Origin of the sequence: Picosynechococcus sp. PCC 7002 (assembly GCF_963860125.1) — a bacterium.
Classification (GTDB): domain Bacteria; phylum Cyanobacteriota; class Cyanobacteriia; order Cyanobacteriales; family MRBY01; genus MRBY01.
On record NZ_CAWLFA010000001.1, the window covers coordinates 2114540 to 2138474 of the forward strand.

Sequence of the window (23935 nt, forward strand, 5' to 3'; positions counted from 1 at the left end):
ACTGGCGCTGACCTCCTGGCGTCCCTGGGGCGCAAAATTGAACTGAGAAGCAATTGACACTCCCCATAGTTTACAAAAAATTGTAAATAAATCTGTAGATTGGTTACAAAATAACCACTCGTATCGCTCTTATCTGTAATACCCTTGATCTAACCACGTTTTTTGGGTGGAGAAGAGCTTTCCGAAATGTCTGTAGTCTGTAGACTAACCCGTAAATCTTTATTTTCAGTTGGTGCAATGACATGAAACGAATTCTTGTGATCGATGATGATCCTATCTTGCAAAAGATCCTGGAAAATTTACTCACGCAAGCTGGATATCTCGTCGCGGTCGTTCTGTCTGGAAAGCAGGGACTCGATATTTGGCTGGAATTTCAACCGGATCTAATCGTTTCTGATGTGCGTATGCCAGAAATGGATGGTTTTGAATTCTGCCGGTATATTCGTTCTCAACCGACAGGACAGTTGATTCCTTTTCTATTTTTGTCGAGTCAGACTGATGTGGAGGCGCGTGTTGAGGGTCATTTTTCAGGGGCCGACGACTATATCGCCAAACCTTTTGAAATGAAGGAATTACTCGCAAAGATTGAGCGCCAGCTAGCCAGAATAGAGAACATTCGCGCAGAAATGCAACGGCTCGCTGCCCAGGCTAACGTTGAGCAGATGAAGCAAGCCCCAGAACCACTCCCGTTAACCCCCGCCGAGATGCGTGTTTTTTGGGAGGCAGTTCAAGGTTGGACCAATAAGCAAATCAGTGAGCATCTTTATGTCAGTCCGCGCACTGTCCAGACGCACCTTAGTAGTATTTTGAATAAATTAAACCTTGAAAATCGGTCTCAATTGGTGCGGTTTGCCTATGAAAATGGCTATGAAAAACCAGCAAATCATTCTGAGGACAACTAATGGGACAGGTTTATGAATTGGCGGTATTGCAGCGGGCGATCGCCACTGATCCAGACCGCTGGCGTCCCCTTGTGTTTACCAATGGCTGTTTTGATCTGCTCCACGTGGGCCATGTCCGTTATCTAACCGCTGCGAAACAACTGGGCAAAACTTTGGTGATTGGCTTAAATGGCGATCGCTCCGTGGCAGGCCTTAAACCCCAACCCGACCATTTACCCGATCGTCCCATCATCCCCGAAGCCCAACGCGCTGAACTTTTGACTGCTCTCGCTGTTGTGGATGCCGTCGTGTTATTTGATGAACCCACCGCCACCCAAACCATCGCTGCCCTACAACCGGATATTTATGTTAAAGGGGGTGATTACACGCCAGAAACACTCCCATAAGCGCCTACCGTCAAGGCCTACGGCGGTAAAATTGAGTTGATCCAGATTGAAATTCCGACCTCCACCAGTGGCATTATCCAAAAGATTCTTAAACAAGAGTCAATATTTCCTACTGTGTCCTGTGATAGTCTGGTTTGATGGTGATTTCCGTCCCACTGGGTAAAGCTTTATCGCTCTGCTTGACTCAATAGTAGATTTTGACGGCGATCGCCCACGCACTACATCCATCACAATTTTTTGACGCAACACATTGGGGAGACACAGTTTACATGGAGGCAACCAGCGATTTACTGCAAGAATTTTCGGCATTATCGGCGAAAAAGCAGCTAGAACAAATCCCCCAACTGATTGACCAAGGGGATGCTGGTTTTGCTTGCTTGAGAGAATTTTTGATGGCGCAACAGGGCCAGGCGGCAACCCCTGTCATGGGGAAAATTTGCCAAGTGCTCACCCAGAATCAAACCGCCGAAAATTTACTGTTCATGCAGCAGGAATTTCCGGAGGGGGTCGTTGAACTCAAGTCAGCGCGAGAGATTGATTACCAGATTATTCAAGACAAATTGATCGAAGAGGAGTTTCTGGAAGCAGATATTTTAACCCTCCAGAAAATGTGTGAACTGGCAGGGGAATCTGCTATGAAACGAAAATGGCTCTACTTTACGGAGGTAGAGCGGTTTCCCGACGAGGATCTGCTCACCCTCGATCAGTTGTGGCAGGTTTATTCCGGCGGGAAATTTGGCTTTTCGGTACAGCGTAAATTATGGAATTCCCTCGGTAAAGACTTCAATGCCCTCTGGGAAAAAATTGCTTGGCGGGATGGGAGAACCTGGGCGCGTTATCCCAAAGCATTTATTTGGAATCTGGATGCACCCAGGGGACATCTGCCCACCTCTAACCAGTTACGGGGCGCAAAAACGATCCTCGCGCTGTTCCAACATCCCGTGTGGACAAAGGACTAGGATTTCACTGAACCCGCTAAAATTCCCCGTACGAAATAGCGTTGTAGGCTGAAGAAAACGCCGAGGGGAACGATCATCGAGATAAAGGCTCCGGCAGTAAGCAGGTGCCAGTCTTGGCCCCGTGACCCGACTAAATTACTCAGTTGGATCGTGACGGGGGCAACGTCATTTGTGGTGCCTAAATAAACTAGGGCGATGAGCAAATCATTCCACACCCACAGAAACTGGAAGACCGCAAAGGAGGCGATCGCCGGCATCGAGAGGGGGACGATTAATTTTGTAAAAATCTTCAAGTGGGATGCGCCATCCACCGCCGCCGCTTCGATTAAATCCTTGGGTAATTCGCCAATGTAGTTCCGCAGGAGGTAAATCCCCAGGGGCAGACCATACCCCGCATGGGCAAGCCATACCCCCAGGAAACTATTGGACAGACCAAAATCTCGATAGGCCCGCAGAATCGGAATCAGGGTCGTTTGTAGCGGGACAACCAGCAAACAAACCACCACGATAAATAAAAATTGTCGCCCCGGAAATTTCATCCAGGCAAAGGCATAGGCAGCAAAACAGGCGATCGCAATCGGGATCACCGTCGCGGGAATGGCGATTGTCAAGCTATTAAAAAAGGCCTGTCCCATGCCCTCCGCTTGGAGCACATCCACATAATTTCCAATGTGATATTGGGTTAGTTCAAAGGGATGTTGAAAAATAGTCCACCAGCCCGTTTCCAGCATTGCATCCCGTCGCCGAAAAGAGCTAATGAGTAACCCCACCGACGGCAATGTCCAGATAAAAGCGATCACCAATAACGAAATATGAATCGGTGTTTTTTGCCAAAATTGAGTTTGCTTTTGCTGTGCCATTAGCGTAATTTCTCCTGTGTTCTAAACCGTCGAATATTACTGATCATTACCGGAATAATTAAGATTAAAAGCACGATGGCGATCGCACTACCACGCCCAAAATTTCGATAATTAAACATCTCTTTAATCATGCGACTGGCGATCACTTCCGTACCATAATTGCCCCCTGTCATCACAAAGACGATATCAAATACTTTCAAGACCAAAATAATAATCGTGGTACTGACAACGAGAATCGTGGAACGGATCATTGGGATCGTAATTCGCCAAAAAATTTGCCAACTATTCGCCCCATCAATCCGCGCCGCTTCGATCACTTCTTCTGGAATACCTTTGACCGCTGACGATAAAATTACCATCGCAAAACCGGTGTAAAGCCAGATCATAATTGCAATCAAAGCAAAATTATTCACCGATTGTTCGACAATCCAGCCCACGGGTTCAAAGCCAAAATTCACCAACAGCGCATTTAAAACACCAATTTGATCATCCCCAGCCGGTTTGTAGGCGTACATAAATTTCCAGATGACACTCGCCCCCACAAAGGAGATTGCCATCGGCAAGAAAATTAAGGATTTAATAATTGGTTCATAGCGCACTTTGTCAACTAGTACGGCAATAATTAATCCCAAACTGACGCTGACACCTGTAACCAAAACAAGCCAAAGCAAATTATTTTTAAACGCAATTAACATTGCCCGGTCAGTGAAGGCAAAAATATAGTTTTTGAGTCCGACAAAATTTTGCGATCGCCCATCTAGAAAACTCAAATAAAACGTTTGCATCGTCGGCAAAATCAAATAGGCAGAAAGCAATAATAATGCCGGAGAAATATAAACCCACGGCAATAGTCGCTGATTCCAGGGTTTCGGCAGGGCATTAATCGCAATATTCGCTAAATAAAACAGCCCAATCACACCGCCACAACCAATGGCGATCGCCAAGACCACGTTCAGTAGACGCGTCCAGAATTCCATCATGACCTCCATGAAATACTTACAGTCTCGGTTAAAGAAGGATTCAGGGGAATCGAAGTCCCCCTTTGAAGGGGGATTTAGGGGGATGTTACTCAGGCCAACTGTTTTCAATATTGGTTAAAACCGTTTCGGCATCTGCGCCGCCGACATAGTCCACCATGCCCGACCAGAAAGTGCCCGTGCCCACCGCACCCGGCATCATATCCGACGCATCAAAGCGGATCACTTCCGCATTCCCCAAAATCTCTGCTTGTTTGCGGCTCAAATCTGTGGGATATAGGGCCAAATCAATGCCCTGTCGGGGCGAAAGATAACCCCCCAGTCCTGCGGCAACTTCGTGGGGCGTTTTACTGGCGAGATATTCCATCAATTGCCGCGCTTCCGGAGTGTCATTAAACATGGCGAACACATCCCCCGCAACGAGGATCGGTAAACCTTGTTCCGGATTAATCTGCGGCAGTGGGAACACATCCACATCTTCATTGAGGTTAATGTCCGTTGGTAAAAACGCCTCAATAAAATTCCCTTGCTTGTGTAGGTAGCAGTTGGGATCTTCGCCAAACAATCCTTGAATCGAATCCCCAAAGGGCGTACTCAGGGCACTCACCACGCCACCATAGACATAATCTTCGTTGCGAACAATGTCGCCAAAAATGTTGACCGCATTTTCCACCGCCGGATCGTTAAAGGGAATTTCGTGGTTGATCCATTGGTCATAGACATTGGGGCCTGCGGTGCGTAGCATAATTTCTTCGACCCAATCGGTACCAGCCCAACCCGTCGAATCGCCACTTTCCATGCCAATACACCAAGGGGTTTTGCCTTCAGACACAAGGCGATCGCTCAGAGCTAGCATTTCATCCCAAGTGGTGGGAATCTCGTAGCCATTCACCGCAAACTGCTGCGGGTTGTACCAAACTAAACTTTTGACCGAAGCCCGATACCACACCCCATAGGGCACATTTTCCACACTACCGAGCTGAATCCAAGACTCATCATAGGCCGCCTGCAAATCCTCAAGGCTCATAAATTCTGTGAGGGGAACCAACCGACCTTCCCGCGCGAAATCCGCCATCAGCCCCGGTTGGGGAAACATCGCTAGATCTGGCGGATTGCCGGAATCAACCCGAATCGGCAAGGTCGTCGCAAAGGTATCTGTGCCTTCGTAAACCACTTCAATGCCTGTTTCTTCGGTAAAGGGAGCCAGTGCCGCCTCAATTTTTTCCTGTTGCTCCCCGATCATTACTCCGAAAACGGTGACTTGTTTTGTATCGCTTGTTGTATCGTCTCCAGAGGTTGTTTGTTCGCCAACACAGCCCGTTAAAACCAATGCGGAACTAAGTGCAAGGGAAGTAAGCTTAAGGGGAGATTTTTTTTGTACAAAAAACATTCATAAAAGTTGAATTCAGCAAATAAATTAAAAGAGAAGTTTTATTTTGAATTTTGAATGGGGTTTAAGCGCCCCAAAAATAGCAGATGATTTTATGCAATAACGGTTTCCATTTCGCGATCAAAAAGATACAAGCGTTGGACATTCCATAACACATCAAGGGTTTCTCCCTGTTTAACCGTAGCACGGGGATCAAAGCGCGCGACGAATTCCCCTTGTTCAGCCGTTATGAGATAAACAATGAGTTCATTGCCCATCATTTCAATCATATTGATCGTCGCTTGCACAGCGACAGTGGGAATATCAGGGGGTAAATATTGGGGATGATAAATATCTTCAGGACGAATCCCTAGGGTAAGGGGCCGATCCTTGAACGTCACGCCACCATCGACTATAAATTGCGATAAATATTTTTGAATTGAAATTAAGTTTTCCCCCAGTTTGAGACAGGGTTCCCCTTCATTGGTGGTTTGTTCGACGTCAAAAAAGTTCATCGCAGGACTGCCAATAAATCCAGCGACAAACAAATTATTGGGATTGTTATAGAGATTGCCGGGACTATCGACCTGCTGCAAAATCCCATCTTTCATCACGGCAATGCGATCGCCCATGGTCATCGCTTCCACTTGGTCGTGGGTGACGTAGATAAAGGTGGTGTTGAGGTCTTGGTGGAGTTTACTAATCTCTTTACGGGCCTGGACACGCAATTTTGCATCAAGGTTAGAAAGGGGTTCATCCATCAGAAAGACGGCGGGTTTACGGACGATCGCCCGCCCCACGGCGACCCGTTGCCGCTGTCCCCCAGAAAGTTCTTTGGGTTTGCGTTGTAATAGTCTTTCGATGCCTAATTGGGCGGCGGCACTCTGGACACGCTTGTTAATTTCGGTTTGATCAACTCCTTGCAATTGCAGACTGAACGCCATATTTTCATAGACGCTCATGTGGGGATAGAGGGCGTAGGATTGGAACACCATCGCAATGTCGCGATCTTTAGGGGAGAGGTGATTGACCCGGCGATCGCCAATGCAAATTTGCCCATCGGTAATCGATTCCAGACCCGCCAGCAACCGGAGAGAAGTCGTTTTCCCACAGCCGGACGGCCCCACAAATACTAAGAATTCACCATCTTCGATGGCAAGGTTGAGGTTGTTGACGGCGACAAAATCATCAAATCGCTTCGTCACTTGCTCGAACGTTACGCTAGCCATAGAAAGTTTTGGATTGACAACAATTATTCCCCATTAAAGCGAATAATCCTTCAATTTCCCAAAACTAAAACCACATCATTGGGGCTGTTCGACTTGCAATTGTCCCATAAACCACTGGGCCACCTGGGCATTGCCGTCTGAGGCAACACGTTCTAGGGCTTCTTCTAATATTGCTTTCGGCAAGTCCTTTAAAACCTGAGATGTTTCAACGGATTCATAGCGTCCAGCCCCATTTAAAACTAAGAGAAAAAACCGTTGAGCCTGGATATCAATCACCCAATATTCAGGGATACCTAACGCAGCGTAAATTTCTTTTTTACGGTCTAAATCATGGAAAATTGTCGTGTCAGAAATTTCACCCACCAAATCTGGCACGCGCCATTCATCTAAGTTTAAATAACGGCGATCGCCTTGTTTCCAAACCGGATAATCTTCCCCAAGAAAAAGCATTAAATCCGGAGAAGCCGCAATTTTTTGAGTCGGCTTTTCTAGCAGACAACGACCAAAGGATCGTAGTTTAAGCTGAAAATGGGATGCAATCACGAAAAATAACATTGTGAATAAATCACTCACAGAAGCATGATTCAGACCTTCTTTTCCCATTTCAACTAATAATGAATTTTGATAAAAATACAGCTTTTGTTTATTAAGATCATCGGTGGGCAAATCCCGCTGTTGTTGGTACGCTTCCCACTGGGACGGAACCCAAGGGGCGATCGCCTCTTTCCGGCGCGCATTCTTCATCGAAGCAACCATCGGTTATCCTCCAGAGCATTGATTAGCTCCATTGTAAGATCTGAATTTCGTGCCATCCTTTTAAACTAGGGGGATACAAACTCGATTCAGTCAAAATATATGAGCGCAGATTTTCGCATTGAAAAAGATTCCATGGGCGATCGCCAAATCCCTCACGACGCCTACTATGGCATCCAAACCCTGAGGGCGACGGAAAATTTTCCGATCAGCGGCATTAAACCCCTCCCTACCTATATCGATGCTTGCGTTCTGATCAAAAAAGCGACGGCGATCGCCAATGCGGAACTCGGTTGTATTGAAGCCCAGATGTCCGAGGCAATTGTAAAAGCCTGTGATGAAGTGTTGCAGGGGGCATTACGAGAGCAATTCGTCGTCGATGTGTACCAAGCGGGGGCTGGCACCTCCCACCACATGAATGTCAACGAAGTCTTGGCGAACCGTGCCCTCGAACTTCTCGGCGGCGAAAAGGGCGATTACCAAACCGTTAGCCCCAACGATCATGTGAACTACGGGCAATCCACCAATGATGTGATTCCCACGGCAATTCGTATCGGTGGGTTATTAGCCCTCGAACATTGTTTATATCCAGCTCTCTCTGGGGCGATCGCCACTTTGGATAATAAAGCAGAAGAATTTGCCCACATCGTCAAATCTGGCCGCACCCACATGCAGGATGCCGTTCCCGTCCGGCTTGGGGAAGGATTCCGCGCTTGGGCAGAAATTTTAACCGCCCACATGGGGCGCATCGAAACCGCCGCCAAAGATTTAACGGTTTTAGGTTTAGGCGGTAGTGCTTCCGGAACAGGTTTAAACACCCATCCCCAATATCGTTTCCGCGTGGCAGAAATTTTAAGTGAACTGATCGGGCAACCTTTGACCTCCGCCCCCCACCTAATGGCAGCGATGCAAAGTATGTCGCCCTTCGTCAATGTTTCCGGTGCGTTGCGTAACCTTGCTCAGGATCTCGTGAAAATTTCCCATGATTTGCGTCTGATGGATTCTGGCCCCAACACTGGCTTTAAGGAAATTCAACTGCCCCCTGTGCAACCCGGTTCCTCGATTATGCCCGGTAAGTACAATCCCGTCATGGCGGAAATGACTTCTATGGTGTGCTTTCAGGTGATGGGCTACGATACGGCGATCGCCTTTGCCGCCCAAGCAGGTCAATTGGAACTTAACGTGATGATGCCTCTGATTGCCTATGATTTAATCCACAGCATCGAAATTCTCGGCAACACCATCAAGGCCCTCAGCGACAAATGTATTGCAGGCATCACCGCCAACGAACAACGCTGTCACAATTATGCTGAAAGCAGTCTGTCCCTTGTGACAGCCCTCAATACCCATATCGGTTATCTCAACGCTGCCGATGTCGCCAAGGAATCCTTGCAAACGGGCAAAACCCTCCGGCAAATTGTCCTCGAACGGGGCTTAATGGATGAGGCGACCCTGGCCCAAGTTCTCGACCTCGAAAAAATGAGTCAATTACCCAGCAATTAATCGGGAATAAAAAAGGCGATCGCCTCAGGCAAAAGGGAAGGCGATCGCCACTCTAAACCAATGCACTTCAGTAAGATAGATTTAGGTTTTGTTGTGAAGAGGAAATACCATGGTCGCAACACCAATTAGAACAAATATTCCTAAACCAGTGGGAGAACAGCGGGTCGCATTTCATAACCTCAGTTGGGATGACTGTCTCAAGATTTTTCAAGCATTACCCCAAGACCGTCATTCCCGCCTCTCCTTTTGTAATGGAACGTTAGAAATCACCGCGCCTTTAGAAGATCACGAATTTGCCCTACGACTCATTGAACTCTTTATTCGACTTTTTGTCCTTGAAATGGGATTAAAAATGAAGACAATGGGTTCAACAACGATGAATCGTAAGGATGTAAAGAAAGGAGCAGAGCCCGACTGTGCCTACTACATTCAAAATCAGCCCCAGGTTGCAGGACGTAATGTTGATTTTGACAAAGATCCGCCGCCCGATCTCATCATAGAAGTGGATATCACCAACACAAATATTAATAAAAATCAACTTTATGCAGCCATGGGCGTTCCTGAATTTTGGCGATACAATGGCGAAACTCTACGCATATTCACGCTAAACAATGGCGAATATGAAGAATGTGAAACCAGTCCATTATTCTCGATTGTGCAGAAAGAAGATTTATATCGTTTTCTCGCTGAGGCAGTAGAGGATGAGATGGAGGCAATGCGTAATTTTCAAGCTTTCTTAAAACAGAAAATAACAGATGAAGACAATTAAAAAGGCGATTTTAAAATGAGTTTTTAGCCACATAAAAAAATGGGCCAGCCCGAAGACTAACCCACATTGTTTGATGATTTTTGGCGATTAGATTGCCATTATTGGTCTTTCATCCAATTATCATCAATCATCGCATCATCATCAATCACAGGTGCTTTTCCCTGAACATCCGACGGGATCGGCGTATCATCAGAAATCAATTCATCGCCAGAAATAATATCCTTACGGTTTGATTTTCCTTCCGTAAAGGCCCGCGCTGTTTGATCATCAAGAATTTCACTGCCATCGAGATCATCATAGGTACGACTCGATAACCCAGCACCATTGTCATTGGTCACAACATTACTGTAGCCATTGGGAGACCGTGAAGTGCCTTCGTCTACGAAATCGTTTTGACTCGCAAACCCCGTTCCGGCCGGAATCAAGCGACCGATAATCACGTTTTCCTTAAGACCCCGTAACCAGTCGGATTTCCCTTCAATGGCCGCTTCGGTGAGTACCCGTGTGGTTTCTTGGAAGGAAGCCGCAGAAATAAAGCTATCGGTGTTCAAGGAAGCTTTGGTAATCCCTAGGAGCACTGGAGTGTAACGGGCCGGTGCACCACCAGTAATGGACATGGCTTCGTTAACTTGTTCTACTTGACGTAGCTCAATTAATTCTCCTGGCAACATTGTGGTATCGCCACCGTCATCGATGCGGACTTTTGCCGTCATCTGACGCACGATCACCTCGATGTGTTTGTCAGAAATGTCAATGCCCTGGGACTGGTAAACCCGCTGCACTTCTTCTACCAAGAACCGTTGAGATTCCCGGAGACCAATCAAAGCTGCTTCGTATATCCCCTTACTCTCAGCGTAGTAATCAAAGAAAATTTCTAGGATTTCGTGGGGATTATTCAAGCCGTCAGTGAGGGGTTCTGCTGGGCCAACCCGTTGACCATCAACTACCATCACACTTTGGTTGAGGCTAACCGGATACTCGCTAATGACACCATCATCTTCGATGACTTTGACATCCACGGTTTCGTCGTCGAGGTATTCGACTTGGCAGGTGCCAGGGCGACGGGCGAGCACTGCTGCTTCCTTGGGTTTCCGGGCTTCGAGGAGTTCTTCGATCCGGGGGAGACCCTGGATGATGTCCCCAGTTTTTGCCCGCTCAAAGACGAGCAGCACGAGATTATCACCCCGTTGGACAAGATCACCTTCGTCGATGTGCAGGACTGCACCACCAGACACACGGTAGGGCCGGGCATGACGGAGGACAATTTCTTTGTCGCTGACCTTAAGGACTTGGGCGGAATCTTCGATCACAACGCCTTCGGCAATTTCGGTGCCAGCAACCACCAGGGTATTTTCTTTCACCTTGGCTTTGCCGTCGATGGCGAGGGTTTGGCGATCGCTATCACGCACAATCAACAAACGGCGGATCGCTTCTTGACCGGAACGGATCCCTCGAACTTCACCGGGTTCTTTACATTGAATTTCCGTGCGGGCCACCACTGCGCCAGGGACAATTTCCTGACCATCTTCGACCATGAGTCGGGTCTGGACTTGGCCGCCAAAGGGATCACTGTCGGAATCACGGCGGAGAATCAAGGACTCAAGAATCACTAACTGGAGACGTTTTACTTCGTCATCGGTGGGATCATCTTGCAGTTCAATGTCCGCATAGAGGTTCGCCAGGACATCTTCATCTTCCCCTTCAATGGCACCAATTTCGATAATCAGCTGGGTGCTCAGGAGAGAAACACCATCAACGGATTTCACCCGTTCGCCATCTTTGAAAAATAAGCGCTGGACAGCATGGAGTTCGATATTCCGGCCTGCGCCCTGTTCGTTAATGGAACCCTGGGACGGTTCAACGGGAGTATCCTCGACTTGGAATTCCTCGACGGGACGGACAAGGAGCGCGACCCCTTCGGTGCTGATCACTTTTTCGCCGTAGCTCAGTTTGTCGATGGTCACCCCAGGGATCACCTCTTCACCGGGCTGGATCAGTTGTTCGTGATATTTATCGGCGATCGCCTCTTCGGTGAGGTGCAATTCACCCGGCTTAATAATCACTTCCCGGAGAATGTCATTCTTTTCGATGACTTCTGCAACCCCAGCCGATTGGGAGAAAATATCCTTAACGACTTCTGTGCCCGCTTCGACGTACTGGCCATCTTCGACGATACGGAGGGAGCTATCCTTGTTTACCTCGTGGGTTTCCTCTGGGATCCAAAGGAGTGTGCCCCCTTTCAGCACTTCGTAGCCCTGTTTTTTCGTGCCCTTGGCCACTTCTACACCAGAGTATTTGATGATGCCTCCGGTGGTCGTCCGGTAGCGGTCATCGATGAGTTCGGCGATGTTGGCGTTGTTTTGCACCTTCGTGCCAGGGGCTGTTTTTAGAAGGAACTGGTCCCCTTTAGAGGTTTCAATGATGTATTGTTCTGAGCCGCCCCCAGTTTCGTGGAGTACCTTCGCCTCATCTAGAAGTACCGAAGCGGTGACAATTTCAATCTCTCGACTATTGGGAATGAGTCGTACAACACCACCGGAGAGGGAAACTAATTTTGTTTCAGCAAGGATATCCCCTACATTGACATGGGTGCCGTTTTCAACGACGGGTTCAGCCCCAGCCGGCAGATTATAAACATCCCCAGCTAAAACCCACATCAAACCACTTCTTTGGGCGGAGCGGGTTGTGTTGCCTTGACGGTCCGTTTTTTCTTCGGCAATGAGATTATCAAAGAGAACTTCCCCAGCCAGATCGGAGGAAACGTCTTTGGTCGCTCTCTCGGTGGATTTTTGGGTTTTCTGACCCGCACCAACTTCAACGAGCAAATCGCCTTTCTTGACGGAAGCTCCTTCTGCCACCAAGACAAAGGAACCCGGTGAGAGAGCATGGCTTACCATTTTGCCATTGTCGCTGGGCTTCAACACCAGAGTACCGGCTACTTCTACCTGCTCTACTTCATCCCCGTGGGGCGTCCGCATCCGCCGCGTGCTGAGGCCATCTTTAAACTGAATTGTGCCAGCTTTGGAGGCTTTGATCGTCCGGGCGGCTTCCTTGGTAAATACCCCCCCGGTGTGGAAAGTCCGCATGGTTAACTGGGTGCCAGGCTCCCCAATGGATTGGGCCGCAATAATCCCGACGGCCTCTCCCATATCGACCATGTGACCATGGGCAAGGCTCCAACCATAGCACTTGCGACAGACGGAACGGGCCGCTTCACAGGTCAGCGGCGATCGCACTTCCACCTCAGCTACCGTAGTCGCAATTTTCTTCGCCAGATCAGCATCAATATCTTGATTTCGTTGGGCAATGACTTCGCCGGTTTTGGGATCAACCACATCGGCATTGAGTACCCGACCAAAGAGGCGATCTTCAAGGGAAATCTGTTCACGCTCACCATCGGTCATGGCGCGGAGTTTGAGACCCCGGGCGGTGCCGCAGTCTTCTTCTCGAACGATCACATCCTGGGAAACATCCACCAAACGTCGGGTCAAATAACCAGAATCTGCCGTGCGGAGGGCGGTATCTACCAGACCTTTACGGGCACCATAGGAAGAAATAATGTATTCCGTGACTGTGAGACCTTCCCGGAAGTTGGTTTTAATCGGCAAGTCAATAATTTCCCCTTGGGGATCTGCCATCAAGCCGCGCATCCCGACCAACTGACGCACTTGGGAGAGATTACCCCGGGCACCACTAAAGGCCATCATGTAAACGGAGTTGAGGGGGTTGGTTTCCCGGAAGTTTTTGACCACTTCATCTTTAAGGGATTCAGAGGTGCTGTTCCAGGTGTCAATAACCTTTTGGAAACGCTCAACCTCAGTAATTTCACCACGGGAATAGCGAGCTTCTGTGGTCTTAATTTCCTGTTCGGCACTGTCTAGCATTTGCCGCTTGATGGGCGGTACCTGGAGGTCATCGACACTAATCGAGACACCAGCCTGGGTTGCGTAACGAAAACCAAGGGTCTTCAGTTCGTCGGCCATGGTGGCGCAGTGGGCAGAACCAAAACTCGTGTAGGCCCAGGACATCAGCTTTTTCAGACGTCCTTTATCGATGATGCGGTTGTAAAAAACGGCGGGTTTTTCCTTGGTCATGGTTTTTTTGTGATCTCTGGTGTTAATAACTTAAGAAGAAAAACTTAAAGAAAGCAAAAGGCGATCGCCCTTTTCTTTCCGCTTACAGTCACCTTATACAGGTAGTCCTTCTGGGAGCGTCCGCTCGGTTAAATCAAGGGCATCTTGGATCGTCTTGTTGTAGATGATTCGTCCCGGCGTTGTGCGGATAAACTGACTAATCATTTCACCCTCTGCCGTTTCCCGAACCTTCCGTTCACGGTAAATTTTCAAAATAGAACCATCCTCTAACGTTTCAGATTCCAACACCCGATCATCCGCCTCATTGGTCTCAACATCGCCGAGGTAGCGCAACCATACATAGGCATGCAAATCCACATCCCCTTGCTCATAGGCCCGCAACGCATCATCCATACTGCTAAAGTAGCGTCCCGCACCCCGCTGTGCCCCTGGATTTTCCGCCGTCAAATAATAACAACCTAAAACCATATCCTGGGAAGGAGCCACAATGGGTTTACCCGTAGCGGGCGAAAGAATATTATGACAAGCCAGCATCAACAGACGAGCCTCAGCTTGGGCCTCCAAAGACAAAGGCACGTGCACCGCCATTTGGTCGCCATCAAAGTCAGCGTTAAACGCAGGACAAACCAACGGGTGCAACTGAATCGCGCGACCTTCCACGAGAATCGGTTCAAAAGCCTGAATCCCTAGTCGGTGTAGCGTTGGTGCCCGGTTGAGTAGTACAGGGTGACCCGTAATTACTTCAGCGAGCACATCCCAAACACTTTCATCCCCCCGTTGAATCAGCTTTTTCGCCGCCTTAATATTGCTGACAATAGTGCTCTTAATCAGTCGCTGAATTACAAAAGGCTGGAACAGTTCAATGGCCATCTCACGGGGCAGACCACACTGATAAATTTTTAGCTTTGGCCCAACCACGATGACAGAACGACCAGAATAGTCAACCCGTTTCCCAAGGAGGTTTTGCCGGAAACGACCTTGCTTCCCTTCAATAATGTCCGATAAAGACTTGAGGGGACGGTTATTTGCACCGACAACTGTCCGACCACGACGGCCATTGTCAATTAGCGCATCCACCGCCTCTTGCAACATCCGTTTTTCGTTGCGGACGATAATTTCCGGTGCCAGAATTTCTTGTAATCGAGCGAGACGGTTGTTTCGATTGATAACGCGGCGATAAAGATCATTCAAATCGGAGGTGGCAAAGCGGCCCCCATCGAGCTGCACCATCGGGCGCAGATCCGGTGGAATGACAGGGATACTGTTCAGAACCATCCATTCAGGGCGTGCCCCAGTCGCAATAAAGTTATCAATAACGCGCAAACGTTTAATTAACTTCGCCCGTTTTTGACCTTTAGAATTAGCAATGCCTTCCCGTAGTTCCTCAGCAACCGCCTCTAACTCAAGCTCTTGCAACAAACGCTCAATCGCTTCAGCCCCAATGCCAACTTCCACATCCTCTAACTGAGAATCTTCGCTGTAGAGTTGCTCTTCAATTTCTAACCACTGATCTTCCGTCAATAGTTGCTTATAGCTGAGGTTAGTCGCATTACCCGGATCGAGGACGACATAGGCATTGAAATAAACAATCTGCTCCACATCCCGCAGTGCCATATCCAGCAAAATGCTGAGGTAGCTGGGGATCCCCTTGAGATACCAAACGTGGGTAACTGCCGCAGCGAGCTTGATGTACCCCATGCGATGACGACGCACCCGGGATTCAGTGACCTCTACGCCACAACGCTCACAGACAATTCCCCGGTGTCTAACCCGCTTGTATTTACCACAGTGGCATTCCCAGTCCTTGGCCGGGCCAAAAATCCGCTCACAAAATAAACCATCCATTTCCGGTTTTAACGTCCGGTAGTTAATAGTTTCTGGTTTTGTAACCTCGCCGACGGTTTGACCATTTGGTAAAGTCCGCTCTCCCCACTGGCGTACCCGTTCAGGAGAAGCAATACCAATTTTGACGTAATCGAAATGTTGCTCTTGTTGACTTTTCATGCCCGTAACTGCTCTTTAAAAACGACTCGACGAATAAAATTTGGCCTATACAAGCTTCAAAAAGCATGGGGCACATTTGGCAAAATGCTGGCCCCACTACTTTTAAGGATGCTTACTCTGCTGCCTCTTCTACTAAATCCTCTTGATCTTCATTGGTGACTGACTCATAGGTGGGCCGGTTAGGGGCGCGACGTTGGTTGTCCATCATCAAATCTACTTCCACATCACGACTGGTACCATCATCGGCTGCTTCCACTTTATGAACAGCAATGTCGAGACCCAGGGATTGCAATTCTCGCATTAGAACTTTGAAAGATTCGGGAGTACCTGGGCGAGGAATCGGCTTCCCTTTGACAATCGCATTTAAGGCTTCGTTACGTCCTTGCATATCATCGGATTTCACCGTGAGTAACTCTTGGAGAGTATAGGCGGCTCCATAGGCTTCGAGAGCCCAAACCTCCATTTCCCCGAAGCGCTGACCACCCTGTTGGGCTTTACCACCAAGGGGCTGCTGCGTCACCAGAGAGTATGGCCCCGTAGAACGCGCGTGGATCTTATCGTCAACCAAGTGAACAAGCTTAAGCATGTACGCTTTACCGACAGTCACGGCTCGATCAAAGGATTCCCCAGTCCGACCATCGTAGACTTGGATTTTGCCAGGTTCATCTTCATTAAAGACCCAGTCTTTGTTTGGCTTTTTCGCTGCTTCGCGAATTTTGCCATGTACGGTTTCCCGTGATGCTTCAGCTCCGTGCATTTCGTCGAAAGGCATCATCTTAAAGCGAGCATTGAGATGTTCACCGGCCCAGCCTAGGAGACACTCAAAAACTTGGCCTACGTTCATCCGGGAGGGAACCCCTAGGGGATTGAGCACAATGTCGACAGGGGAACCATCGGGTAAGTAAGGCATATCCTCAATCGGGAGAATCCGGGAAATAATCCCCTTATTCCCGTGGCGGCCTGCCATTTTATCCCCAACTTGGATTTTTCGTTTTTGAGCCACGTAGACCCGAACCACCATATTGGCACCCGGGGGTAATTCATCACCCTGCTCACGGGTAAAGACGCGGACATCAACCACACGTCCCTTTTCACCGTTGGGAACCCGGAGGGAGTTATCCCGTACATCCCGTGCCTTCTCCCCGAAAATTGCCCGTAGGAGTTTCTCTTCCGGTGGCTGATCGGACTCACCTTTCGGAGTGACTTTACCCACCAAAATGTCACCAGATTCTACCCAAGCACCAATGCGAATAATCCCTTGTTCATCGAGGTGACGCAGGGCATCTTCCCCAACGTTGGGAATTTCACGGGTAATCTCTTCAGGCCCCAACTTTGTTTGACGGGCTTCAATTTCGAATTTTTCAATGTGGATACTGGTATACACATCGTCATAGACAAGGCGCTCACTGATGAGGATTGCGTCTTCGTAGTTGTAGCCTTCCCAGGGCATGTAGGCGATGGTCACATTTTGACCGAGGGCAATTTCACCACCTTCAGTTGCGGAGCCATCTGCGAGAACCTGACCAGCGACAACATCTTCACCAATGTCTACAAGGGGACGCTGATTAAGACAAGTATCTTGGTTAGAACGCTGATATTTTTGCAGAGGATAAACAATTTCAGCGGCGTCCTCGGTGCCTTCACCGGTTGGTTGCACGCGGATTACGGTAGCGTCAACGAAGGTAACAACACCATCACACCGGGACACAATGACCATCCCAGAGTCACGGGCTGCTTGTGCCTCCAGACCGGTGCCAACAAGGGGACGTTCTGGTCTGAGGAGGGGAACAGCTTGTCGCTGCATGTTAGAACCCATCAGAGCGCGGTTCGCGTCATCGTGCTCTAGGAAGGGAATCAGTGAGGTTGCCACAGAAACAATTTGTAGGGGCGAAACTGCCACATAGTCCACCTGTTCGGGAGTGGTGGTCGAGAATTCCCGACGATAACGCACGGGAACTGTTTCACCGAGAATGTTACCGTCTTCATCCCGTGGTACATCGCCGGGGGCAACCCGCAGATCGTCTTCTTCGCCTGCCGTGAGGTAAACAGAGCCTTGGTCAAAAAGGATTTTGCCATTTTCGACTTTGTAATAGGGCGTTTCGATAAAGCCATATTCATTAACACGGGCATAGGTTGCTAGGGAACCGATGAGACCAGCGTTGGGACCTTCTGGGGTTTCTACAGGACAAATCCGACCATACTGGGTGGGGTGAATGTCTCGCACAGCAAAGCCTGCCCGTTCACGGGTTAAACCACCAGGGCCGAGGGCGGATAGACGCCGTTTGTGGGTCAACTCAGCGAGTGGATTGGTTTGATCCATAAACTGAGAAAGCTGGGAGGAGCCGAAAAATTCCTTAATCGCCGCAACAAGGGGTTTTGGGTTAACCAAGGAGGCTGGTGTTAGGGTGTCGGCTTCGCTAACGGTCATGCGTTCACGAATGATGCGTTCAAGACGGTTTAGACCAACACGTACTTGGTTTTGTAGGAGTTCACCCACAGACCGAACACGACGGTTGCCCAGGTGATCGATGTCGTCAATGTTTCCGGTATCGAATTCTAGGTTAATGAGATAATCAATCGCCGAGAGGATATCGGTGGGGGTGAGTACCCGTACGGTATCGGGGATGTTGAGCCGTAACTTTTTATTGATTTTGTAACGACCGACTTTACCCAAGTCGTAGCGCTTGTTGTCGAAGAAACGGGATTCTAATAACTGCTGACCACCGCTGACCGTGGGAGGTTCACCGGGGCGGAGCTTGCGATAGAGTTCGAGGAGTGCTTCTTCTTCGCTGGGATTGCCTTCTTTTTCGAGGGTTTTTTGGTAGAAGTCAGCATGGCGCAAGGCGTCAAGGATTTCGCTGTCGGATAGACCCATAGCCTTGAGGAGTACCTGGGCTGAAAGCTTACGGGTTTTATCAATCCGCACCCAGACAATGTTGTTTTTGTCTGTCTCGAATTTCAACCATGCCCCACGGTTAGGAATGAGGGATGCGGAGTAGGTGCGACGACCATGTTTATCGACTTCGGATTTGTAATAAACCCCAGGCGATCGCACAATTTGGTTGACGATTACCCGTTCTGCACCATTGATGATGAAGGTACCACGGTCTGTCATCAGAGGCAGATCCCCAATGAAGACTTCCTGTTCTTTGATTTCGCCAGTTTCTTTGTTGATGAGGCGGGTGGGCACATACATCTGGACACCATAGGTGCTATCCCGACTCTTGGCCTCACTCATGCTGTACTTGGGTTCTTTGAGACGGTATTTTTCCCCAATGAAGTGCAGCTCTAATTTGCCGGTATAGTCGGTGATGGGCGAGAAACTGTTGAGCTCCTCAATTAACCCTTTTTCAAGGAACCAACGAAAGCTTGACCGTTGAATATCAATTAGATCAGGAAGCAGGCTTTGGGTGATATGAGTCATAGGTATTATCTTGGGTCGGGATAACTGGGAGGCAATGGTGCAGCAGATGGCAGGCGATCGCCTTGGGTTAGGTAGAGAATTTGCGTAGAAACAATAAGGCCCTTCAATGATAGTTCGGGACAAAAGCTCCTACAGCAGAATGCGACCTTCTCTGATCCCTAGGTTGAATCCTAAGGTGACGAGAATGCCGACAAAATAAAAAAGATATTTAGAAATGCAGCCGAAACAGCTGGCGGGCATTAGCTGTCGTTTGTTGGGCAAGGGTTTCCAAAGAAGTTTCCCGTAATTGGGCAAGGTATTCTGCCACATGGCGGACAAAGGCTGGTTCATTTCGCTTTCCCCGTTTGGGTACAGGGGCAAGAAAAGGACAATCTGTTTCGATCAAAAGGCGATCATCGGGCACTAGACGAGCGGAATCCCTGACCTGTTCAGCATTTTTAAAAGTCACCACACCACTAAAGCTAACGAAAAAACCAAGGTCAAGAAACCATTGAGTTTCTTCGGGGGTGCCACTCCAACAATGCATTACACCGCGCACGGGTTGATCATTCGCCTGAAACTCTTTGAGGATTGCTAACAATTCTGCCGCTGCATCACGACAGTGAATGATCACCGGCAAATCGAGTTCCGCCGCCAGCTCAAGTTGCGCCCTGAGTACTTTTTCCTGGTGACGGTGATTTTCCGCCTTAAAAAAGTCTAGGCCCATTTCCCCAAGGGCAACGATCCGCGAATCACTCTGGGCCAAGGCCTTGATTTCTGCAGCCATGGTCTCTGTCCACTTATCTGCATCGAGGGGATGCAGGCCGACAGAAAATTTTAGCTCCGGAAACCGATCAACCAGGGCTTGAATTTCAGTGAACTCTTGGGGTTCGACGCAGGAATGGACCAAGTGGGCAACACCAGCGGCACGCCAACGACTGGCGATCGCCTCGATATCTTCTTGGAAAACATCGAAGTTGATGTGCACATGGGTGTCAACAAGTTGCATGGTAAAAGTGACAGCGGCTCCTTCAAATGATTAGCAAATAGGGAAAACCCCAGAGAACGCGACCGCTCTCTCGTCCTAGGCGGCCACTTGTCCAGTTGCTTGTTTAAATTCCTTTGCGAGCCGTGCCTTTTTCCGGGCAGCCGTATTGTGATGGTAAACTCCCCGTTTTACAGCTTTATCAATTTTGCTGTAGGTTGCAGAGAGATATTTTTGTGCTTCTGCTTGGGCATCTGCAGAGGGAGCCGCTGCATATTGTTCAATCGCTTGGAGGCACTTTTTGGTGAGGGTCTTGACCGCAGACTTATAGGATTTGTTGCGGAGACGATTACGTTCAGCAGTTTGGATACGCTTAATCGCAGATTTAATATTAGCCACAGTGGTCTAGGTTAATTTAGGTGGACAGATAAATATAGATGATCAAAAATCTCATTGTAGCAAAAGTTGCCCCACTGAGATCAATCACCGCAGAATTTAGGTTAGGAGTTGGAAGTCTCTAATTTCAGAGGTGAAATTCTACCACGAAAACCGAGGATAAGCGCGGAATGGCTGCCATTGGTTAGAAAAATTCAGTAGAATGAGACAAGATTTTAAGCAATGAGTGATTGATATTTTCTATGCTGCGCATTCTCTATCAGCAGACTGATGCCCCTTCTGAGTTACAACGTATTGCGAACCGCACCTCCCATGATGTAGCTCTAACCCAAGAGGCGGCGGTGAAAGAGATTGTCACAGCGGTAAAAAATAGTGGCGATCGCGCGTTGGTTGATTTCACGGCAAAATTTGATCGCCAAACCCTCACCCCCGAAAAATTAAGGGTTTCTGCCGCCGAGCTAGATGCGGCCTACCAACAAATTGATCGTCCCCTGCTAGAGGCGATCCAACTGGCCAGTCGCCAGATCGAAGCCTTTCACCGCCAACGGGTACCCAAATCCTGGGTGCAATTTGGCCTGAATGATGTGGTTTTAGGGAAACGTTACACGGCTGTGGATCGGGCAGGTCTGTATGTGCCAGGGGGCCGCGCGGCCTATCCGAGTACGGTGCTGATGAATGCGATTCCGGCAAAGGTGGCTGGTGTGCCAAAAATTGTGATGGTGACGCCCCCAGGGCCAGAGCTCAAAATCAATCCGGCGGTTTTAGTCGCTGCCCAGGAAGCAGGTATTGAGGAAATTTATCGCGTTGGGGGGGCCCAGGCGATCGCCGCCCTCGCCTACGGTACCGAAACAATTCCGGCAGTGGATGTGATTACTGGGCCGGGGAATATTTTCGTCACCCTTGCCAAAAAAATGGTCTACGGTCGCGTGGGGATCGATTCCTTGGCAGGGCCTTCGGAAGTGCTGGTGATTGCAGACAATAGTGCAAATCCGACCCATGTAGCAGCAGATTTGCTCGCCCAGGCAGAACATGACCCCCTAGCAGCGGCGATCCTCCTTACCCCCGACCAAGAATTCGCCGAACAGGTACAAGCAGCGGTAGCCCAACAGTTAGAAAATCACCCCCGTCAAGAGTTAACTGAAAAGGCGATCGCCCACTATGGCCTCGTGGTGGTGGTGGATTCCCTGGAGAAAGCAGCGGAACTCTCTAACCTTTTTGCCCCAGAACACCTCGAACTGGAAGTGGCAGAACCCTGGGAACTATTACCCTTAATTCGCCATGCTGGCGCGATTTTCCTGGGCCACTCAACCCCGGAGGCGGTGGGAGATTATCTCGCCGGGCCAAACCATACTCTACCGACGGCTGGGGCGGCCCGTTATGCCTCGGCCTTAGGGGTAGAAACTTTTATGAAGCACTCCAGCATTATTCAATATTCTGCGAAAGCACTCCAAAACGTTGCCAGTGCCGTACAAACCCTGGCCGAAGCCGAAGGTCTACCCTCCCATGGGGATTCCGTGCGGTTGCGGACCCAGAAAGGTCAATCTCTAGATCCCTAATCCCAAAAATTTACGGAGGTAGAGGCCCCATTGGGCGGCTAATTCAATTTGGGTAAAGGGAATTTCGATTGTTTCTTGATCCTGGGTTTCGAGTAATAAAAAGGCTTTTCCCTGGCGGGGTAATTCTTCTGATTCATCTAAGCGATCAATAATTTGTTGATCAACGCGGAGGACAATTTTTTGGATCGAGGCGATCGCCACCGTTTGCAGATCCACCATGCCTCGCCGGGTCGCTTTACCGTAGGTAATCTGACCATTGCGATAACCCAAGATCGAATACAGATCATATTTTGCTTGATCAAAACCTTCGGCCCACCGTTGATAGGCCTCAATTTTTTGGTATTCGGCCCAACCAGCCCAGGCTAGCCCGATAAATAGCGCCAATAGCGGCAGCCACAATAATCCCCTTTCCATAAATGATTCACACAGAAATTTTGTTTACGATTTTGCTGCTTTGGTTTCGATGAAACGACGTAAACTGAGCAGCGTCACTGTCTGACCCAAATTTAACGGTAACAGAGAAACGCCTTCTAAATGGGACTGGAGCCAGCCATCATCCCAAGACCACCCATGGAAACCGTCAATCCCCTGGCGCAATAGGAAGCGAATGCCGTGGTCATGGAGCGTCTCAACGGTGTGGTGAATCGGCACAACCCCAATCTGGGTCGTAAAGGTCGTCCCCGTCGTCAATTGGGCGGGCAGCTCCGGCCAGCGCTGCAACCAGAGCCATTGTTTGAGTTGCTGAGGCTGGGTTAGGCTCTCACGGATGGTCTGGCTAGAAGCGTTGATTTCGAGGCGAATGTTACTCTGCTGAAACTGTCCAAACATGCAAAAATTCTGGGCCTTCTCAAGGGAATGCCTATGATTATAACGAGGGATGCTCTGGCCATTGGAAACAAACGACCCCAAGCGCGCGTCTTTAAAGACTGACCTATGTAAATCAGTTTTTCAGTTTAATTATTCAGTAAAGGGATATTTGCCATGTCTACTACTTCAATCTCTCCTGGGAAAACCGGCACCATTACTTGTTTGAGTGCCTTGCTCTTGAGTACGGCGATCGCCCCCTTTGCTGCACTAAATCCAGCCCAGGCCCAGCTTTTTCCACGCCAGTCGAACCGCAACACGACCATTCAACGCCAGGGCCAATATTACGGCCAAACGATCACCATTGCGCGGGGGACGAGTATTCCGGTGATGTACCCTGACGCCGAGCGCATTCTCGTGTCTTCTGAAGAAACCCTTGATTTGACCGTGGAAGTAGCCGCCAACCTGCGGGATCGCAATGGCCAGATTTTAATTCCCTATGGCACAGAAATTGAGGGACAAATTCGACCCGTGCGGGGCGGTTCCCAATTCATTGCTGAACGCTTGATTTTTGACAATAACGACACCCAGCGTATCTATGCTGAATCCCGGGTCAATGATCGAGTTGAAAATATTAACCAAGGTGCCGATGGCGGTGATCTCCTAGAAGGGGCAGCGATCGGAGCTGGGGCAGCGGCGATTATTGCCTTGGTCACAGGCGATCGCAGCATTGATTTCGGGGAAATTCTCCTGGGTGGCGGCCTCGGTGCCCTGGGGGGGTGGTTGCTCGGCGGTAATAGCAGCGGTGAAGTAATCGCCTTTGATGCTGACCGTGACCTGGATCTAATCCTCAGCAGTGCCCTGAGCATTGAACCTTACAACTATCGCACTCCCCAAACCGTGCGCAATGACGATTTTTACTGGGAGTAACTTACTGGGAATAACTGATTTTTGTCAGCCCTAGGGCAGTCCGGTATGATGGATCG

General features: G+C 49.1%; 20 protein-coding genes. 7 read left to right on the forward strand and 13 right to left on the reverse strand.

The genetic code is table 11. The features are described from left to right. Positions 1-242 precede the first annotated feature (242 nt). The 3 genes from AACQ84_RS10300 (at position 243) to AACQ84_RS10310 (ending at position 2247) form a co-directional block, all read left to right on the forward strand. Positions 243-902, forward strand: a complete 660-nt coding sequence (locus tag AACQ84_RS10300; protein ID WP_012307642.1) for a response regulator transcription factor — start codon at positions 243-245, stop codon at positions 900-902. Beyond that, the gene (locus tag AACQ84_RS10305; RefSeq protein ID WP_012307643.1) at positions 902-1288 is read left to right on the forward strand and encodes an adenylyltransferase/cytidyltransferase family protein; all 387 of its coding nucleotides are present in this window, start codon (positions 902-904) and stop codon (positions 1286-1288) included. The genes AACQ84_RS10300 and AACQ84_RS10305 overlap by 1 nt, the downstream gene beginning before the upstream one ends. 269 nt (positions 1289-1557) lie before the next feature. Beyond that, on the forward strand, positions 1558-2247 hold the full coding sequence (locus tag AACQ84_RS10310; protein ID WP_012307644.1) for a GUN4 domain-containing protein: 690 nt from the start codon (positions 1558-1560) through the stop codon (positions 2245-2247). Here the strand turns inward: AACQ84_RS10310 and AACQ84_RS10315 are convergent. The 5 genes from AACQ84_RS10315 to AACQ84_RS10335 form a co-directional block, all read right to left on the reverse strand. Continuing rightward, the gene (locus tag AACQ84_RS10315) at positions 2244-3107 is read right to left on the reverse strand and encodes a carbohydrate ABC transporter permease (protein ID WP_012307645.1); all 864 of its coding nucleotides are present in this window, start codon (positions 3105-3107) and stop codon (positions 2244-2246) included. The genes AACQ84_RS10310 and AACQ84_RS10315 overlap by 4 nt on opposite strands. Continuing rightward, positions 3107-4087, reverse strand: a complete 981-nt coding sequence (locus AACQ84_RS10320) for a carbohydrate ABC transporter permease (RefSeq protein ID WP_234991390.1) — start codon at positions 4085-4087, stop codon at positions 3107-3109. Before AACQ84_RS10320 ends, AACQ84_RS10315 begins: the two co-directional genes overlap by 1 nt. A gap of 85 nt (positions 4088-4172) precedes the next feature. After that, positions 4173-5327, reverse strand: a complete 1155-nt coding sequence (locus tag AACQ84_RS10325) for an ABC transporter substrate-binding protein (protein ID WP_234992837.1) — start codon at positions 5325-5327, stop codon at positions 4173-4175. Between the two features lie 239 nt (positions 5328-5566). Then, positions 5567-6682 carry an ABC transporter ATP-binding protein gene (locus AACQ84_RS10330; RefSeq protein ID WP_012307648.1) on the reverse strand — a complete coding sequence of 372 codons (1116 nt, stop codon included), beginning with the start codon at positions 6680-6682 and terminating at the stop codon, positions 5567-5569. Between the two features lie 75 nt (positions 6683-6757). Then, positions 6758-7438: a Uma2 family endonuclease gene (locus AACQ84_RS10335; RefSeq protein ID WP_012307649.1), complete on the reverse strand. Its 681-nt coding sequence runs from the start codon at positions 7436-7438 to the stop codon at positions 6758-6760. A gap of 99 nt (positions 7439-7537) precedes the next feature. On the opposite strand from AACQ84_RS10335, the gene AACQ84_RS10340 reads away from it, so the two are divergent. Next, complete coding sequence (locus AACQ84_RS10340; RefSeq protein ID WP_012307650.1) at positions 7538-8938, forward strand: aspartate ammonia-lyase; 1401 nt, start codon at positions 7538-7540, stop codon at positions 8936-8938. Here the strand turns inward: AACQ84_RS10340 and AACQ84_RS10345 are convergent. Beyond that, complete coding sequence (locus AACQ84_RS10345) at positions 8935-9057, reverse strand: hypothetical protein (protein WP_255346743.1); 123 nt, start codon at positions 9055-9057, stop codon at positions 8935-8937. The genes AACQ84_RS10340 and AACQ84_RS10345 overlap by 4 nt on opposite strands. Here AACQ84_RS10345 and AACQ84_RS10350 point away from each other — a divergent pair. Continuing rightward, a complete protein-coding gene (locus AACQ84_RS10350; RefSeq protein ID WP_012307651.1) occupies positions 9048-9707 on the forward strand; it encodes a Uma2 family endonuclease in 660 nt (219 codons plus the stop codon). The two genes, AACQ84_RS10345 and AACQ84_RS10350, sit on opposite strands and share 10 nt — an antisense overlap. Before the next feature lie 98 nt (positions 9708-9805). On the opposite strand, the gene AACQ84_RS10355 is transcribed toward AACQ84_RS10350, so the two are convergent. The 5 genes from AACQ84_RS10355 to rpsT all read right to left on the reverse strand — a co-directional run bounded on the left by AACQ84_RS10355 (position 9806) and on the right by rpsT (position 20592). Then, complete coding sequence (locus AACQ84_RS10355; RefSeq protein ID WP_012307652.1) at positions 9806-13801, reverse strand: DNA-directed RNA polymerase subunit beta'; 3996 nt, start codon at positions 13799-13801, stop codon at positions 9806-9808. 93 nt (positions 13802-13894) lie between these two features. Then, positions 13895-15805: a DNA-directed RNA polymerase subunit gamma gene (locus tag AACQ84_RS10360; RefSeq protein WP_012307653.1), complete on the reverse strand. Its 1911-nt coding sequence runs from the start codon at positions 15803-15805 to the stop codon at positions 13895-13897. A gap of 112 nt (positions 15806-15917) precedes the next feature. After that, entirely contained in the window at positions 15918-19229 is a 3312-nt protein-coding gene (gene rpoB / locus AACQ84_RS10365) for a DNA-directed RNA polymerase subunit beta (protein ID WP_012307654.1), read from the reverse strand. 208 nt (positions 19230-19437) lie between these two features. After that, entirely contained in the window at positions 19438-20217 is a 780-nt protein-coding gene (locus tag AACQ84_RS10370) for a TatD family hydrolase (RefSeq protein ID WP_012307656.1), read from the reverse strand. A gap of 75 nt (positions 20218-20292) precedes the next feature. Further along, complete coding sequence (gene rpsT / locus AACQ84_RS10375) at positions 20293-20592, reverse strand: 30S ribosomal protein S20 (RefSeq protein ID WP_012307657.1); 300 nt, start codon at positions 20590-20592, stop codon at positions 20293-20295. Positions 20593-20831: 239 nt separating this feature from the next. Between rpsT and hisD the strand changes: the two genes are divergently transcribed. Continuing rightward, positions 20832-22145, forward strand: coding sequence for a histidinol dehydrogenase (gene hisD / locus AACQ84_RS10380; protein ID WP_012307658.1), 1314 nt, complete (start codon positions 20832-20834; stop codon positions 22143-22145). Here the strand turns inward: hisD and AACQ84_RS10385 are convergent. Both AACQ84_RS10385 and AACQ84_RS10390 read right to left on the reverse strand, forming a co-directional pair. Continuing rightward, a complete protein-coding gene (locus AACQ84_RS10385; protein WP_012307659.1) occupies positions 22134-22559 on the reverse strand; it encodes a hypothetical protein in 426 nt (141 codons plus the stop codon). The two genes, hisD and AACQ84_RS10385, sit on opposite strands and share 12 nt — an antisense overlap. 24 nt (positions 22560-22583) lie before the next feature. After that, positions 22584-22973 carry a hypothetical protein gene (locus AACQ84_RS10390; RefSeq protein WP_012307660.1) on the reverse strand — a complete coding sequence of 130 codons (390 nt, stop codon included), beginning with the start codon at positions 22971-22973 and terminating at the stop codon, positions 22584-22586. A gap of 153 nt (positions 22974-23126) precedes the next feature. On the opposite strand from AACQ84_RS10390, the gene AACQ84_RS10395 reads away from it, so the two are divergent. Beyond that, positions 23127-23879, forward strand: a complete 753-nt coding sequence (locus AACQ84_RS10395) for a hypothetical protein (protein WP_012307661.1) — start codon at positions 23127-23129, stop codon at positions 23877-23879. Positions 23880-23935 lie beyond the last annotated feature (56 nt).